At 46.2% G+C, this 15955-nt stretch carries 13 protein-coding genes; 1 reads left to right on the top strand and 12 read right to left on the bottom strand.

Annotated features, from left to right (window positions below; genetic code table 11):
• Window positions 1-4: 4 nt before the first annotated feature.
• The 6 genes from ACNFN4_RS05345 to ACNFN4_RS05320 all read right to left on the bottom strand — a co-directional run bounded on the left by ACNFN4_RS05345 (window position 5) and on the right by ACNFN4_RS05320 (window position 7523).
• Complete coding sequence (locus ACNFN4_RS05345) at window positions 5-1630, bottom strand: ABC-F family ATP-binding cassette domain-containing protein (RefSeq protein ID WP_007614956.1); 1626 nt, start codon at window positions 1628-1630, stop codon at window positions 5-7.
• Window positions 1631-1657: 27 nt separating this feature from the next.
• Window positions 1658-2848 (bottom strand): MFS transporter, encoded by a 1191-nt coding sequence (locus ACNFN4_RS05340; RefSeq protein WP_012118887.1) that lies wholly within the window; start codon window positions 2846-2848, stop codon window positions 1658-1660.
• A gap of 18 nt (window positions 2849-2866) precedes the next feature.
• The gene (locus ACNFN4_RS05335) at window positions 2867-4189 is read right to left on the bottom strand and encodes an ABC transporter substrate-binding protein (RefSeq protein WP_061861704.1); all 1323 of its coding nucleotides are present in this window, start codon (window positions 4187-4189) and stop codon (window positions 2867-2869) included.
• Window positions 4186-5193: a ThiF family adenylyltransferase gene (locus ACNFN4_RS05330; protein WP_021494635.1), complete on the bottom strand. Its 1008-nt coding sequence runs from the start codon at window positions 5191-5193 to the stop codon at window positions 4186-4188. Before ACNFN4_RS05330 ends, ACNFN4_RS05335 begins: the two co-directional genes overlap by 4 nt.
• A gap of 231 nt (window positions 5194-5424) precedes the next feature.
• A complete protein-coding gene (locus ACNFN4_RS05325; protein WP_021494634.1) occupies window positions 5425-6843 on the bottom strand; it encodes a sensor histidine kinase in 1419 nt (472 codons plus the stop codon).
• A complete protein-coding gene (locus ACNFN4_RS05320) occupies window positions 6840-7523 on the bottom strand; it encodes a response regulator transcription factor (RefSeq protein ID WP_014419337.1) in 684 nt (227 codons plus the stop codon). Before ACNFN4_RS05320 ends, ACNFN4_RS05325 begins: the two co-directional genes overlap by 4 nt.
• A 213-nt stretch (window positions 7524-7736) precedes the next feature.
• On the opposite strand from ACNFN4_RS05320, the gene ACNFN4_RS05315 reads away from it, so the two are divergent.
• The gene (locus ACNFN4_RS05315; protein WP_017418499.1) at window positions 7737-8648 is read left to right on the top strand and encodes a PepSY domain-containing protein; all 912 of its coding nucleotides are present in this window, start codon (window positions 7737-7739) and stop codon (window positions 8646-8648) included.
• A gap of 387 nt (window positions 8649-9035) precedes the next feature.
• Here the strand turns inward: ACNFN4_RS05315 and ACNFN4_RS05310 are convergent, their stop codons facing one another.
• The 6 genes from ACNFN4_RS05310 to walR all read right to left on the bottom strand — a co-directional run bounded on the left by ACNFN4_RS05310 (window position 9036) and on the right by walR (window position 15851).
• On the bottom strand, window positions 9036-10232 hold the full coding sequence (locus tag ACNFN4_RS05310; RefSeq protein ID WP_219371670.1) for a S1C family serine protease: 1197 nt from the start codon (window positions 10230-10232) through the stop codon (window positions 9036-9038).
• A gap of 86 nt (window positions 10233-10318) precedes the next feature.
• A complete protein-coding gene (locus ACNFN4_RS05305) occupies window positions 10319-11113 on the bottom strand; it encodes an MBL fold metallo-hydrolase (RefSeq protein ID WP_448200038.1) in 795 nt (264 codons plus the stop codon).
• A gap of 14 nt (window positions 11114-11127) precedes the next feature.
• Window positions 11128-11967 carry a two-component system regulatory protein YycI gene (locus tag ACNFN4_RS05300; protein ID WP_014419340.1) on the bottom strand — a complete coding sequence of 280 codons (840 nt, stop codon included), beginning with the start codon at window positions 11965-11967 and terminating at the stop codon, window positions 11128-11130.
• Window positions 11954-13312, bottom strand: a complete 1359-nt coding sequence (gene yycH / locus ACNFN4_RS05295) for a two-component system activity regulator YycH (protein ID WP_007407897.1) — start codon at window positions 13310-13312, stop codon at window positions 11954-11956. The genes ACNFN4_RS05300 and yycH overlap by 14 nt, the downstream gene beginning before the upstream one ends.
• Window positions 13302-15137 carry a cell wall metabolism sensor histidine kinase WalK gene (walK, locus tag ACNFN4_RS05290; protein ID WP_004393106.1) on the bottom strand — a complete coding sequence of 612 codons (1836 nt, stop codon included), beginning with the start codon at window positions 15135-15137 and terminating at the stop codon, window positions 13302-13304. Before walK ends, yycH begins: the two co-directional genes overlap by 11 nt.
• A 6-nt stretch (window positions 15138-15143) precedes the next feature.
• Window positions 15144-15851, bottom strand: coding sequence for a cell wall metabolism DNA-binding response regulator WalR (walR, locus tag ACNFN4_RS05285; RefSeq protein WP_004393104.1), 708 nt, complete (start codon window positions 15849-15851; stop codon window positions 15144-15146).
• Between the last annotated feature and the right edge of the window lie 104 nt (window positions 15852-15955).

Genomic DNA, 15955 nt, shown 5'->3' with positions numbered 1-15955 from the left:
CCTTTTATTCGGCAATCTGCCGTTTTTTTTGTTTGGCGTAACTGTATGGACCTGAAAAGATGGTGACGTTTTGATTCTCAAGCCAGAAAATCTTGTTGAACTTCTCCAGCAGGTTTCTGTCGTGAGAAACGCAGATGATGGTGCCTTGAAACTGCATCAGGCTGTTTTCGAGAATTTCCTGTGATTCAATATCCAAGTGGTTGGTCGGCTCATCCAGGATCAGGACATTCAGCTTTTTTTCCATTAAGATGGACAGCTTCAGCCTGATTCTTTCACCGCCCGACAGGACGGAAAGTTTTTTAAAGACCGACGACCCGTAAAATCCGTACTTGGCCAGCATATTCCGGGCCATGCCCTCTTCAGTCAGCAGATTTTCTTTAAAGAATTGCAGAATCGTCTGACTCGAATCTCCGACGTGGCTCTTTTGATCAATGTAGCCTATCTTAAGATTTTCCCCCACTTTAATGGTGCCGTCCGACAGTTCTCTTTCCCCGATGATGCAGCGGATCAGCGTTGTTTTGCCGACGCCGTTTCTGCCGACGATGCCGATTCTGTCTTTATGCTTTATGCGCAGGTTCACATTTTGATATAAAAGGGAAGATCCGTTGGTCACCTTTCCGTTTTCAATGAACACAATATCTTTTGAACCGGCGCCCGCTTCCTGAAATGCGTTTTTTAATTTTTGCTCCGTCCGGACCGGCTTATTGATCAGCTCAATCCTTTTCAGCGCCTTTTCCATATTATTCGCGCGTCTGTGCAGGCCGACAGACGGCGGATTCGAGCGGTTGGCCCAATCTCTCAGCTGGGCGATGGATTCCTTCATCTTCTGTATTTTTCTCTGCTGTTCTTCATATTTCTCAAACTGGGCGATGATGAATTCTTCCCGCTTTTTCAAATATTCGCTGAATCCGTAAGGCCAAATCTTCACCTCGGTATCGTCAATCTCGAGCACCTTCATCGCCGTTTGGTCGGCAAACGTTTTATCGTGGGTCGTAAACAGAATGGTTTTGTTCGATTTTTTAATAAACCCTTCAAGCCACTCAATCGCATGGACGTCCAAATGGTTGGTCGGCTCGTCCAGCAGTATAACGTCGTCGTTGCGGATTAAAATTTCAGCAAGGCCGGCTTTTGTCTTTTCGCCGCCGCTCAGCTTTGAAAACGGCTGATCCTTTAATTCGCTGAGGCTGAGCCCGTTGCATACCTCGTCAATCATCGCATGCATCTGGTAGCCGTTGTTCCGCTCAAATGTTTCCGTGTATTGACTGTACTTTTCCAATAAAGCAGTCAGCTCGTCATCACTCATCGGTTCCGAAAGCTTCAGCTCAATGGCCTTCATTTCCTTCTGGATCGCCGCGAGAGCTTCAAACGATTTTTCCAGATATTGATACAACGTCAGATCCTCATGGGGATCAGCGATCTGCTTCAGCAAACCGACCTTCGCCCCTTTGTTGATCGCAATCGTTCCTTCATCTGCCTCAAGCTCTCCGGAAAGCACCCTGAACAGCGTGCTTTTGCCGGAACCGTTCGGCCCGGCCACGAGCACTTTTTCGCCTTCATTGATGAAAAAAGAAACTTGTTTGAAAATGGTATCTCCCGCTAAATTTACCGTAAGATTATGAATATTCAGCAACTCACATCATCCCTTTGTCATTCTGGTTCAAAGCTCGACTTTATTCTGGATGGCGACGCTCGCTTTCAGTTTGTAAAAGCTGAGCATCATAAACAGCGACAATAAGATGGATAATACCCCGATTGCGGTCAGCAGCAAAGCTGAATCAAAATAGTCCGTTAAGAATCCGATAAACGGAAAGGCAATGAACATGAAGAGCGAGGTCATCAAACTGATAATGGACAGCAGCGTTGCTCTCGTTCTGGACGGAATCTCATTATTCACCACCTGACTGGATACGGGTTCTATCACATCATAGAGCGCGTTAATGACGACAAAAGCTGCAATCGTCACGTACAGACTGCCCGAAGGTATAAACAGATAGGCCGCCCCGATGATGCAGAATGTCAGCAGAAGCACGCGCCTCGGCGTGAATTTTTCCGCCGGCTTTGAAGAAAAGATGGAGCACAGCGCCTGCAAGATGGACAGTCCCGCAAAAATAATGGATATATTGCGCACGGACAGCCCTTCCTGACTTAACAAATCTTGTCCGTACATATAAAAAACCGATGTAATCGCAAAGAAAACGGAGAGTGACAGCACCAGATATTTAAAGGCTTTGTTCAGCCTGAAGAAATCTTTGACTTCTTTTAAGATGTCACCGACCGTCTGCGTTTCGTGTTCACTGTTTTCAAATTTGATTTCCGTCAGCTGTGTAATGACCGCCATCGCAATCAGCTGAGTGACAATCCCGGCGATAAACACATACGACCATGATATTTCCTGCAAGTAGCCGCCGATGCCCATGGCAATCGCAAGACCGAGTATGACAAGTCCGTTATAGTTTCCGATGGATTTGCCGTACCACTTTTCTTTCCCTTGTTCTTTCAGTGAATCAAACAAAAAGGCGTGATCCGTTCCTGATATAAACGTCAGCCCGATACCGTATATAATATGGGCGATGAAGAGGGCGATGAAGTTATGGAAGCTCAGGAACATCACCAAATAGATAATGACCATAAAATGGCCGAGCAAGAGCGATTTTTTTCTCCCGATTCTGTCCGAGATGACGCCGCTCGGCACTTCCGCCAGAAACATCGCCAAATTCAGGACCGATTGCAGGATGCCCACAAGAAACAATGAATAATTCATGCTTGTTAAATATAAAATCCAAATTCCCCGTTCGAAAAAGAAGTTTCCGAAAAAACCGGAGAAGTAAAGCAAATTTCGATTCCGCAAATGAATACCCCTTTCCAGCTATCTGCATTTAACATCATGAACAGAAAGGAGCCCGTCAGTCTTTACACTAAAACCCTCTATACATGGATCTTGCAGATACAGACTTTTCCCAAAACAAATTGGGCAATAATGAGTTGTATTCTCGAATAACCCAAAAAGTTCCTTCTTTTTTTCAGATCCTATGGCATCAATGATCGTTTTTTTCTTCTCCGGATCGCTGATGTCGCGGATGAAATATTTGATATAGCTCAGCTCATGCATGTAAGCCGGCAGGAACAAATGGAGTTCAATATCAAACCCGCTTTTATCCATATGGTAATAATCATTGAAATGACCGACCTGGGAGACGGATACGTCCGCTCCGGCCCGCCGAAACAGATCAGCCAGCCTTTCAATGATCTCTCCGTTGGGATAATAATCGGCATAAACGATTCGGATCGGTTCTTCTTTTGTCAAAAGGGGCGGATCTTTCTGCGGTGTCCTCCCGCTTTCCCATATACCGATCAGTGAATCAGTCGGTGTGATGATATGCCCCAAATCCCCGGCCAGCTTTTGTTTATCAAAATAATGCTGAATGAAAGTTCTTAGCATGTCGTCCTTTACCTTGAAGGTAAATAACATCGGCAAATGATTTTCTTTAAAATCAGCATATTGCCGATACCTCATGTTTGAATGATGAAACTGGGTGTGGCAGGTCACGTCCGTTTGATTCGCTTCGTACAGCCCGATGCTTTTTTCCAGATCATCATTTAAAATAAATTGGATGGTCTGAACCGTGCGGTGATCCGCGGGCGTCATTTTATATTGCGGATTCCGCTCAAATTCCAGCCCCTTCTCAAACGTACGCTTGAATCGGTACGGGCCGTTTTCCGGCACATCGCCCCCGGCGGTCGCCGGAATCAGAAAGCTGCTCTGCAAAACGGATTCTATTTCATCAGACGGCTCGTCCAAGGTGACTTCAAAGCGTTTTTCGCCCGTTACGTTCACCCCGAGCTGATCGGATGAGACGAGGCCTTTTACATACGGAACGGCCTGTTTTATGTTCAGGAAACTGCCGAGATGGGGGCTTTGATTTTCTTTCGTCAGATGATAGATGATCGTTTGAACCACACCCTCGGCGTCACCTAAATAGTCCGGGTGAATGTCCACCTGACAGGTGCGGGGATCTTTGCGGATGATCCGGCAGTTATAGCCGTCCTGCAGGCTTTCATACATAATGCTGCAAATCATCTTGCTTGTGTAATCCTGCGTATCTAATGGGTTCAAGCGTATCGGGCTTGTGTCGATTTCTATTTTCAGAGGGTCGCCCGGTTTTCTCGCCGTACGATGTATCGTCTTCATAAAGCGCTTTCCTTTTGAGAAAGCTTCGTTTCTGTAATATGAAGGCCGTCAAAGTCCAGGCCGATGCGGGTATTCAGGGATTTCGGGCTTCCGCCTGCAAGGTATGTGATAATGTCATGAGACATAAACGAGGATATAATACCGTTTGTCGCTCCTAAGGAACCTTTGATCGGTTCATCGGGGTAACAGTTCAGAAGTCCGGCCGGCATGTTTTTTTCATAAGTGACGCCGGATTGATAGGATTCAGGCGTGAGCAGAGGCCCCCATTGGCCGCTGAAGCTGCCGACACCCCCGGTCATAAACGCGATATTCCGCTCCTTACAATACCGGTAAACCCATTCAGAAATGTTATGGGGTTTGTCAGCGGCATTTATGACGATATCAATTTCGTACGGATCTAACACACGCAGGTCCTGCGGCTGTGTAATTTCCTGATGGTAAAGTGCTGCGTCCGCATGGGGATTGATACCCGCAATATAATCTCTGCATTCTGAGATCTTTAATTTGCCTACAGAAGATTTATTATAGACGAATTGTCTGTTCAGGTTATGTACTGATACGGCATCGAAATCAATGAGAATAAAATGCTGCATGCCCGCCGCCAAAAGGTTTTGAAGAATGATCGTTCCGACGCCCCCCAGACCCACGATCGCTGCCCTGCTGCCGTCTAATCTGTTTTGGATCAGATTGGGGTTTTGGTTGTATTTCTCAAAATGGTACAGCTGCTTTTCAGTGATGCGGCCTTCACGGCCGTTTTGCCATGGCTCTATTAAAGCATCCAATTTCATTAACGCATCGAAAAACTGGTTTCCCGCTTCCTCTCCCAGAAGATCAGAAAGCTCTTGTTTTTCACAGCCGGTGATCAGCCGTTCAACCGCCTCTTTGATCTCACTCGTATGCGCAAGCTTAATCGCCTTTCGATATTGAATGATAATATGCGCCGTGTAGGTCAGCACCTGCACGCTGTCTTTAAACTTCCAGCGCTTACAGTCAGTTGACATCATGACATACCCCCTGAAAGATAATAACTCCCCAATGAGGGGAGTCACGGCTTTACTAGCAGCGATGCACCAAGCTTGCTGTTTCTGTATCAAGATCAAGTTCTTCAATCTTCATCAGTACACACCCCCTTTACCAATAACTAGATATTATCATCAATATTGGAAAAGGACAAGTTATTTTTTGAAAATTTAGAATTTATATATAAATTGTGATATTTCTTCCTGCTTCCCGGTTTATCCCGGCAGCCGGATGATGAACACGGAGCCTTTTCCCTGCTCACTTTTCACTTCAATTGTTCCGTTATGGCTGTCGATAATGGTTTTGGTAATGGCAAGACCCAGCCCCGCGCCGCCGGATTGACGGGATCGGGAGGTTTCCGCCCTGTAAAACCGGTCAAACAAATGAGGCACATGCTCCGGAGCGATTCCCGTTCCGTTATCCGCAATCATAAGCATGATTCCTCCGTCTTTCTGCAGGGAGACGGTGATGACACCCGTGTCTTCATCCGTATGCTGCACCGCATTGTAAAATAGATTGAGAATGACCTGCTTCATTTTGTCTTTGTCAAAAACGGATTCTATCTTTTGATCGACAAAGAACTCGAGCTTCCGGTTTCTCGCGAGCAGCTTCAACTGAGCCTCCATTTCCAAAATGACGTCTCCCAATGCGCCTTTTTTCATTTCAAAGCTCGGCACCCGGTCAATCTTCGCGAGAAACAGAAGATCCTCTATCAGCTTATTTGCCCTGGCGGATTCCGCGTACATGCTTTGAAGCGCTTTTTCTTTCTGCTCCGGCTTCTCCGCCGCTCCGCGCATTAAAATTTCGATAAAGCCGTGAATGGAGGTAAGCGGCGTTCTCAGCTCATGTGATGCGTCTGATACAAACTGCCGGATTCGTTCCTTCGCTTCTTTTTCCGCCTGAAAAGAGGTTTCAATCCGTTCCAGCATCTGATTGATGGAGATGCCCAATGACTCAATTTCGGCCTGCTTCCTATCGATCGGCAGCCGTTTATCGAGACTGCCGGCATTAATGTCACCCATCATACGCACAATGCGGGACAGCGGCTTGAGTGTGAGCCGGATCACCGGCAAGAAAACAAACAGTCCGATGACCAAAGCCGCAAAGGAAAGCACCGCGAAAATGCTGATCTGGCGGAAAAGCGAATCATTCAGAGGCTGGGTCAGCGTGCTCATCTGCACAACTCCCGCCTGCCTGCCGTCAACGGAAATCGCCTGAAACACGACGATGATTTCCTCACCCGCCTTATTGTGAGCCACCTGATAGTGAAGCGCCATTGTATCTGTCAGCGCATCCTGATACACTTTTTTCGGAAAAGAAGGAGCGGCCCCCGCGTGCGGGTCTTCTGATAAAACAGACATCTTGTATGATTGATTGATAAAAGCAACCGTCACCCCGGGGTAAATCAAATTCGGATGAGCCGATGTTTCGGAACGGGCAAGGGTTTTGATTGACCTCCATACGCTTTGATCCATTGAATTGATATAACTCTGAATGCTGATCGCCTGATTTTCATACATCGTCCGTGTCATAAACATGTACTGAGTGCCGCCGATGAAACATAACAGCAAGGCCAAAATCGCCAGTGACCTGAACAGGAGCTGGAATCGCAGGGTTCTGTACAGCCGTTTCATGCCAGATCCACCCTGTACCCGGCGCCCCGAACCGTGCGAATCACCTTGTGTTCTTTGTCCTTCAGCTTTTCGCGCAAAGAACGGATGTACACCTCGACGATATTGTCTTCCCCGTAAAAATCATAGCCCCATACCTGATCGAGAATCCTCGTTTTGCTGAGAACCGTTCCGTGGTGGAGCACTAAACATTTCAGCAGTTCATATTCGGTGGCGGACAGCTTCAAAGGCTGTTCATTGTAAAAAATCTCTCTGCTCCGGTCATCGATTCGGAAGGGGCCGAGCACCACCTCATCGAAAAGATGCGGAAACTGGTTGCGGATTCTTGCGTAAATTCTGGCAAGCAGCTCCTCAAAGCTGAACGGTTTGATCATGTAATCATCAGCGCCTTCAATCAGCGCCTTTACGCGAAACTCTACTTCATCCTTCGCGGTCAGCATGATGATGGCGGTATTGCTTGTTTTCTTAAGCATCCTTGACAGCTCAAGCCCATCCATTCCCGGCATCATCACGTCCAAAACGGCAATATGAGGCTGAAATGTTTTCACAAGATTCATCGCCGACATCCCGTCTGCCGCGGACATCACTTCAAACCCTTCATTGACAAGCCCCATCGTTAAAAAATCAATGATGGCGGGCTCGTCGTCTACAATCAGCACCTTGATGCCTTTCAACTTATCCATGATGCAGTCTCTCCTTAGATGTATCAGCCTGTGTTTATTTTTTTCGCTTCCCCTTCTATTATTCGCTTTTATCTGAAACAAAACTGAATCTAAGCTGAAAATCCGCTGAATTCAGGAAGTTTTCAGCTTAGATTCATGTTGTTTTCAGTTTGGGTCTTTACAATAAGCCTTAGTTGGGAAGCCAACAATGAAATGTTTAAGGAGGAATATATGATGGGAATTACAAAAGTTTTATCAGGAGCTGCACTGGGGACCATACTTTCAATCAGTTCTTTAACTTCAGCGCATGCGGCTGTCATTCATAAGGATGACGCAGCGCAGACGAAAGTGGAAACGAAACAGCAGGCTTCCGTTTCTATCTCTAAAGCGAAAGAGACCGCATTGAAAAACTGCAGCTGCAAAGGCGCCGTTCAATCAGCGCAAATGAAAAAAGTCAACGGCGCTTACGTATATGTTGTCAACGTCCTTGACGTAAAAGGAAAGCAGCACACCGTCAATGTCAACAGCTCCAGCGGAAAAGTCGTGAAACACCAAATTGAAAAGAAACAGCAATTCATCTCAAAATCCGGCGCTGAAAAAATCGCCGTGAAGAATTGCAAAGGAACAGTGAAGTCTTCTGAGCTGAAGACCGAACATAACGCCATGGTTTACGTGGTTCAGGTATCAGGACAAGACGGGAAGCTTCACACATTCCATATCAATTGTAAAAACAGCAAAATCGTCAAACATGATATAAAGAATAACCAGCAACACATGACCCGTGCAAAAGCGGAATCGTTCGCACTCAGCCATTGCAAAGGCGCTGTGAAATCCGCTCAAATGAAAAAAGAAAACGGCGTATCAGTCTATGTTGTCAGCATATTCGGCCAGGACGGCAAGCTTCATACGCTCCACATGGACGGCAAAAGCGGAAAAATCCTGAAAGAAGAAGTGCAGAAAAAACAAGTGATGATCGCTTCTAAAAAAGCGCATTCCATCGCGCTCAGCCATTGCAAAGGCGCTGTGAAATCGTCTGAAATGAAGAAAGAAAACGGCGTCTACAAGTACATCGTGAAAATCACTGCCCAAAACCATACGGAACAAACGGTGAAAGTAAACGCTCAAAACGGAGCCATCTGTAAATAACAAAAAATAAGCTGCCGGCAGTTTCATCTGCCGCTTCAATTCAGCAGCACCAGTCTGTTTCAATCACAAAGTTCTAAGTTCATGTCTGCCTTTTTCTAAATATACCCATTTTTAACTGAACGTGTTGTGACCCGCGTTCAGTTCTTTTTTTATGGCTTCTGAAAAAAGGCATAAAAAAAGCGCCCTGAAAAAGGACGTTTGATATGACATGTTTCATGTTCTTAAATTCTGCATTCTAAAATAATTCTTCCTTCACATTCACCTTCAATTTCATTCAATACGATGATCACATCAGCCGTTTTCATGTGTGTCACCTCCCGTTTTCATAATAGTATAATATTAACAAATAAATCAATAAAAAACAGCCCGGTTGTCCGGGCTGTTTTTTTATTTCTGTAATCGATCCGCTTCTGTCAGTTTGACTTCCGCTGTTTTTTTCTTTCCCGAACGGTAGAACGTGATGTTCACACGGTCACCGATCTTTTTGCGATACAGGCGCTCACGGAGATCCACAACGTCATTGACCTTATGTCCGTCGAACCCGGTGATCACGTCGAGCTTTTTCAAACCCGCTTTTCCGGCCGGTGAAAACGCGTCGACACCCATAATGACCGCCCCGGTTTTAATGCCTTTCGGAAGTTTCAGCGTCTGGCTCCAATGGTAGCTCGCAATATCCGTTAAGGATTTCATCTCAATACCGAGGAAAGGCCGTCTGACTTCTCCGTATTTTTCTAAATCCTGAATAACGGGAATGACAAGCTTTGACGGGATGGACAGGCCGATGCCTTCAACGGCGGATTCAGCGATCTTCATTGAGTTGATGCCGACCACCTTGCCCGATATATCCATCAAAGCGCCGCCGCTGTTGCCGGGATTAATCGCGGCGTCGGTCTGCAGCACTTCCGCATTCCAATCCGGATGTCCGTCGCCGTTTGAGTCAACGGGCACCGCCCTTTCCGTGCCTGAAATGATCCCCTGTGTCACTGATCCCGCAAATTCAAGCCCGAGCGGATTTCCGATCGCAATGACCGGTTCTCCGACTTTGACCTGATCAGAATTGCCGAACTGGGCGGCCGATTTGATTTTATCAGACTTCACCTTCAGCACGGCAAGATCCATCAGACGGTCGCTCCCGATCAGTTCAGCAGGCACGCGTGAGCCATCCTTCAGGCTGATCTCAATTTCAGTCGCACCTGCAATGACATGGTGATTGGTTACGATATAAGAAGTGTTTCCGTTCTTTTTGTAAATGACGCCCGATCCGCTTCCCGCTTCGCCGCCCTCTCCCCAAATATCGGTCTTTTGGATATTGAGAACACCGACTACCGAATCTGATACACGGCTGACCATATTCGTGACAGCATCGTTGACATTTACGTTGACTGTTTTCACCTGTTCGCTGCCGAGACGCTGGCTGGTGCTTTTGCTGCTTTCTCCATGGTCTCCGCCTGTCCAGTACGGCAGCAGGAAAGCCATGAGCGCGGCCCCGACGATGACGCCGATCAGACTTGATAGAAAGTACCCTCTCTTGCTGCGGCGGGGCTGTTCGGAGGCGTACTGTTCATCATCGCGATTATAATCCACCCTATCTCAAATCCTTTCAAGAGTACTCGATTTGCTTATAGTGTGGGTCAGATCGCGGATTAATAATCATGATTCATTTGGAAAAATTACACGGCGCACAGCGGCGTCGGGATTTTCGGATCGGTATCAAATAACTGAAACGTTTCCCCGGCGACAAATCCTTTCGCAGCCAATGTCTGCTGCACGGACATTCTCGCCAGTTCCTTCATATTGTTGTCCTGGCTCAGATGCGCCAAATAGATGCGCGATGTGCCGTCGCCGATGACATCAGTCATGGCGAGCGCCGCGTCTTCATTCGAGACGTGGCCGACATCGCTTAAAATCCGCCGCTTAATGCTCCAAGGGTATCTGCCCATTTGCAGCATGCCGACATCATGGTTGCTTTCAAACACAAACACATTGGCCGAACGGATAATGCCTTTCATTCTGTCGCTCACATACCCGGTGTCCGTCATCAGCGCGAGCTTTCTGCCTTGGTAGTGGAAAACATAAAACATCGGCTCAGCCGCGTCATGAGAGACGCCGAATGACTCAACATCAAGCCCGCCGAAGGATTTCACGCTTTCCATCGGGAACAAAAACTTTTGTCCGTTATCCAGCTTGCCGATCTGATTCTCCATCGCTTTCCACGTCTTTTCATTCGCGTAGACGGGAAGACCGTACTTTCTCGCAATGACGCCGAGCCCTTTAATATGGTCGCTGTGCTCGTGAGTGACAAAGATGCCGTCGACGTCGTCTATCTTGCGGCCGATTCTCTCCATCAGCCCGTCCATCGCTTTACCGCTCAGGCCGGCATCCACCAGAAAAGAGTGCTCCTCTGTCTCCAGATAAAACGCGTTTCCGGTACTCCCGCTCGCAAGCACGCTAAATTGCAAGCCCATTGTGTCTCACTCCATTATTTATTTTGATTGTTATCAATGACTGTGCTTTCCAATGCGTTCACAGTGTACGTTTGCAGTGTCTTTTTCTTCGTCCCTTTTGACTTATCTTCAATTGTAATTCTCCATACCGGCGCCAGCACCTGCGTACTTGTCAGCGGATATTGGGCAATATAGCCGAACTTAACGCTTTTAACGGCGCAATTCGCTTTTAAGTAATTTTGAGAATACAATAATTCGACCGCATCCAGCTCAGGAATCAGGCTCTCCGTCTGGATTCGCTTGAATGACTCCAGCATGGTCTGCTCGTAAGATACGACCTCGTTTTTATCGTTCAGATGCAGAATCACCTGTCCGATCGCATCCGTGGACGAGTCAAAATCCTGATAAATAAACTGGCCGTCATACATCTGGTAAAAAATGATCTGTTTTTTATCCTTGTCGACTTTCCACAGTTTATATTTTTCACCGCCGGTTACTTTAGAGCTGACGAGCGATTCCGCATCCTCCTGCGTTTTTTGCTTCGATAAACCGACCGGATCGGTAAATTTCATTTTCAGCGTCGTAACCTTGTGATCATCCGCCGGCATCTCCATTAACGGCTTTTGATCCTTCAAAGCATCAATATCTTCAGCGGTAAATACCTTTTGGCCCGCCGTCAGCCGGTAGCCCGTCGCGGAATCAGAAGACAGGTTTCCGAATGTGATGTGATCCATCTCCATGTCTTTTTCCACATTTGAATTTTTAATCACTTCGTATTCACTGCTCGAGCGTTTTTCAAAAAACTGATAGCCTAGAAAAATATCGAGGATGAGGAAGGCAATGATGAAGATCGTTTTTGTCTTATTCCACTCCATTATCGTCCTCCTCCTTCCCCAGCAGATCTTTCGTAATCGGGACGATCTTCCCGTTGATTTTCATACTCCAGACGGGTTCCAGTTCAACAAGATCATTCGTTGACGAAGATACCATTTGATAGGACAGGAAGATCTGGTCGATTTTATTCACGTCGTATTTAACCTGCTGCTCCAGCAAAGACACAACCTCATTGCCGCTCATCATTTTCACGTCTTTTGTTTTAATCGGATTCGGTCCGAGAACATAGTTCGGCCGCTTGTAGCTGAGAACCTCGTCATTGGCCCATTGCAGGGTCAAAACAGGTCCGGATCCGAAAGGCTTAGACGTGCTGTTGATCACAGGCATTTGGTCTTTAAACATGTAGAAACTCAGCTGCTGGTTATCACTCACATTGAAAAATTGATAATGATCCGTCCAGCTTCCCGTATCCTCTAAATATTTATAGCTTTTCTTAATCAGCTCACCCGTTTGGTAAGAAGCGCTTTGTGCCAGGTTCCGATGCTGGAATTGAATCTGCCGCTGTGTCGAATTGATTTCCAGACGGCTGATTCCGTCAGTCAGCACATTCCGATTGTAATTCGGGTCTTCTCTGACCGTGCTCGGATCATTAAAAAGCGTCTGCTTAAACAGGTTCGTCTTAATGGTTTCAGTGATAAATTCTTTTTCCTTCATATTAAACCGCGCATTCGGCATGAGAAATTCTTTGCTTTTTCCGACCGAATAGAGGTGGTATAACGGCATACTCGACTTTTTGCTGTACAGCTCATTCATCAGATTGCGGTAATTCGCCGATTCCACAGTCACTTCCAAAATCAGCTGCTTGCTGTATGAGACCATGTAAATCTTTTTATTTGTCTTATTCTCATTAAACGGAATGACAATATGGTCAAATGAGCTGTATTCCATTGACGGATTCGACCATTTAAACATTGTTTGGAAGAAATCAATCGGAATGGTGTCATTGAATTGCAGATCGAGCTTTGCCGAATTGCCGTTTCTGCCGTAAAGCCAATTTTTAAAACCGAGCTTGTCGTATTGATCGGAAATATCCTTCATCCCTTTTACTTCCCATTGCGGCAAATCCGCCCACAGGTCATTAAAGAGCGTCTCATCATCCACTTTATAATGAGAGCCGTTTGTATGAATAAACATATCCCGGGGTTTTACCGTTTGCGACACTTTTTGGCTCGTTTTATCAATTTTATGCTTTTCCCGGACAGTCGATTTGGTTGAGGCCGTGCCTTCTGAAAAATTGGGCTGGAATGTCCAAATTCCCCATGTTAAAACAAGACTAATGACGACCAGCACTGACAGTATGACTGTTTTTATATTTTCACGCCTCATCCCAATCATCCTCTTGCTCTTCTTTATATGGAAGAGTAAATGTAATCTTCGTTCCTTTGCCTTCTACACTGTCGGCCCAAATGTCTCCGCCGTGCGCCTGAACCATCTCTTTTGCAATCGCAAGGCCGAGTCCGGTGCCGCCGAGTTTTCTCGTGCGCGCTTTATCCACTCTGTAGAAACGGTCAAAGACTTTTTCCACATCTTTTTTCGGAATGCCGATACCTTCATCTTTTACGCTGATATAAAGCAGCTCTTCTTTCTCGTTCACATCGACTGAGAAAGTGACATGCCCGCCTTCCGGTGAGTATTTCAGTGCGTTAGAAATGATATTATCGAGAACCTGCGTCACTTTATCCTGATCAATCTCCACGTACAGATTTCTGTCCGGAAGCTCGCGGATAAATTCGACATGCTGTTCTTTCGTCATTTCAAAACGATCGATAATCAGTGACATAAAGCGGATCATATGAATCCACTCCCGATTAAACTGATAATCTTTGCTGTCGAATTTAGAAAGCTGAAGCAGGTCGTTCACCAATCTGATCATGCGCTCAGTCTCATTTTGGGTCACCATTAAGAAACGCGGAGCGATATCTTTGTTTTCCCACGCGCCTTCCGCAAGCGCCTCTAAATAGCTTCGCATGGTCGTCAGCGGTGTCCTCAGCTCATGAGACACGTTGGCAACGAACTCTCTGCGTTCCCGATCGAGTTTTTCCTGTTCGGTGACATCATAAAGAACCGCGATTAAACCGTCGATTTTTCCGTGCTCTCTTTGAATGACGGAAAAATTCACCCGCAGTACAGTCGTTTCATCGTCACGTTCGATCTCCAGCAGCATTGAATCCTGCTGTTCTACTAAATCCTCAAATGTAAAGTTCTCTTTTATGCCCAATAAAGACGTAATCGGCATCTCTAAAGCCGTTTCACGTGAAACATTCAGCAGCTCAAGCGCAGGGCTGTTTAAAAGAATAATAGCTCCATTGCGATTCGTTGCGATGACGCCGTCCGTCATATACGCGATAACGGAAGAAAGCTTTCTTCTCTCCCCTTCCGTCATGGCTTGGGCATCTTCAAGCTCTCTCGTCAGATGGTTGAACGTCGTTGCGAGCTGACCGATTTCATCATGCCCGTATTTCCGCACCTTTCTGGAGAAATTCCCTTTTGCCAGTTCCATCGCCTGCTTACGCATATCTGACAGCGGATGGGTAATGGTGCGGGCGAGAAATATACCGAGAAGAGCCGTCAGAACAAGGGCTAAGCCTGTTCCTGAAGCAAGAATCGAGTTGACGGTTTTCATCTGGTTAAAGGTATCTTCCATACTGGCCACGACATAAATCGCGCCGACAACTTCCTGATTCTCTGTGACGACAGGTTTTGCTGAAATCAGCACTCTGTTTTTACTTTTAGGATCATAATATTTTTTTGAATAGGCCTGTTTTGTTGAGAAAATCCGTTTAAAAATCGGGTCCGTCGTCTGTTTCCCCGCTATTTCCTCGCCATAAGGCCTCGAAGAACCGACGACCTCATAGCTTTTATCAACAAATGTAATTTCCCGTATTTCATTATTCTTCGTAAAATCATTCAAAATCCGTTTGACGTCATCTTTAATGACGGTGCTGTCATTATCTCCTTTATATTCCTGCTCAATATAATAGGATAGATTGTCAATGCGCTGATTTAACGATAATTCATAGGACTTGAGAAGAGAATTCTCCACCTGTTTCACAAAGTACACGCCGATAATCTGCATGGCGATGATAATGAGAAGCACATAGATCAGCGTGATCTTAAACTGAATCGACCGAAAAAAACCAACCTTATTCATCGCCGGTTAGTCCTGTTCAGGGTTTCTCAAGTAATAACCGACACCCCGTCTTGTGACGATCCAGTTCGGATGGCTCGGATTATCCTCGATTTTCTCACGGAGACGGCGCACTGTTACATCCACCGTTCTCACATCACCGAAATAGTCATAGCCCCACACAGTCTGCAGCAGATGCTCACGCGTCATAACCTGTCCGATATGTTTGGCTAAGTAATGAAGCAATTCAAACTCACGATGAGTCAGCTCGATCGTTTCTTCTCTTTTTGATACGACATAAGCGTCAGGGAAGATGACGAGAGAACCGATATGAATGTCATTAGAAGCTGATTCTTCCTCAGCCGGCGCAACCGTAAGCTGGCGGCGCAGGTTCGCTTTGACGCGGGCCAGAAGCTCACGCGTGCTGAAAGGCTTCGTGACATAGTCATCCGCTCCGATTTCAAGCCCGATGACCTTGTCAATCTCCGAGTCTTTTGCCGTCAGCATAATAATCGGCATATCATATTTTTTCCGGACTTCCCGGCACACTTCAACTCCGTCTTTATTCGGAAGCATAATATCTAAAAGAATTAAATCAGGCTGAAGCTCCTCCACCATTTCCACGGCTTCGTTTCCGTCGTACGCACAATGCACGTCATAGCCTTCTTTTCTTAAATTAAACTCTAATATATCTGCAATCGGTTTTTCATCATCGACTACAAGGATTTTCTTATCCATCATCTTGATTTTCCTCCTGCCAGAATGACTTCATTTCATCTATTGATGTTTCATGATGATCACAATTCGGATCGTGAAAAACGTTCCCCGTCTATTATAACGGT

It is taken from the genome of Bacillus sp. N1(2025), assembly GCF_053470005.1.
This window is presented reverse-complemented; position numbering and strand designations above follow the sequence as displayed.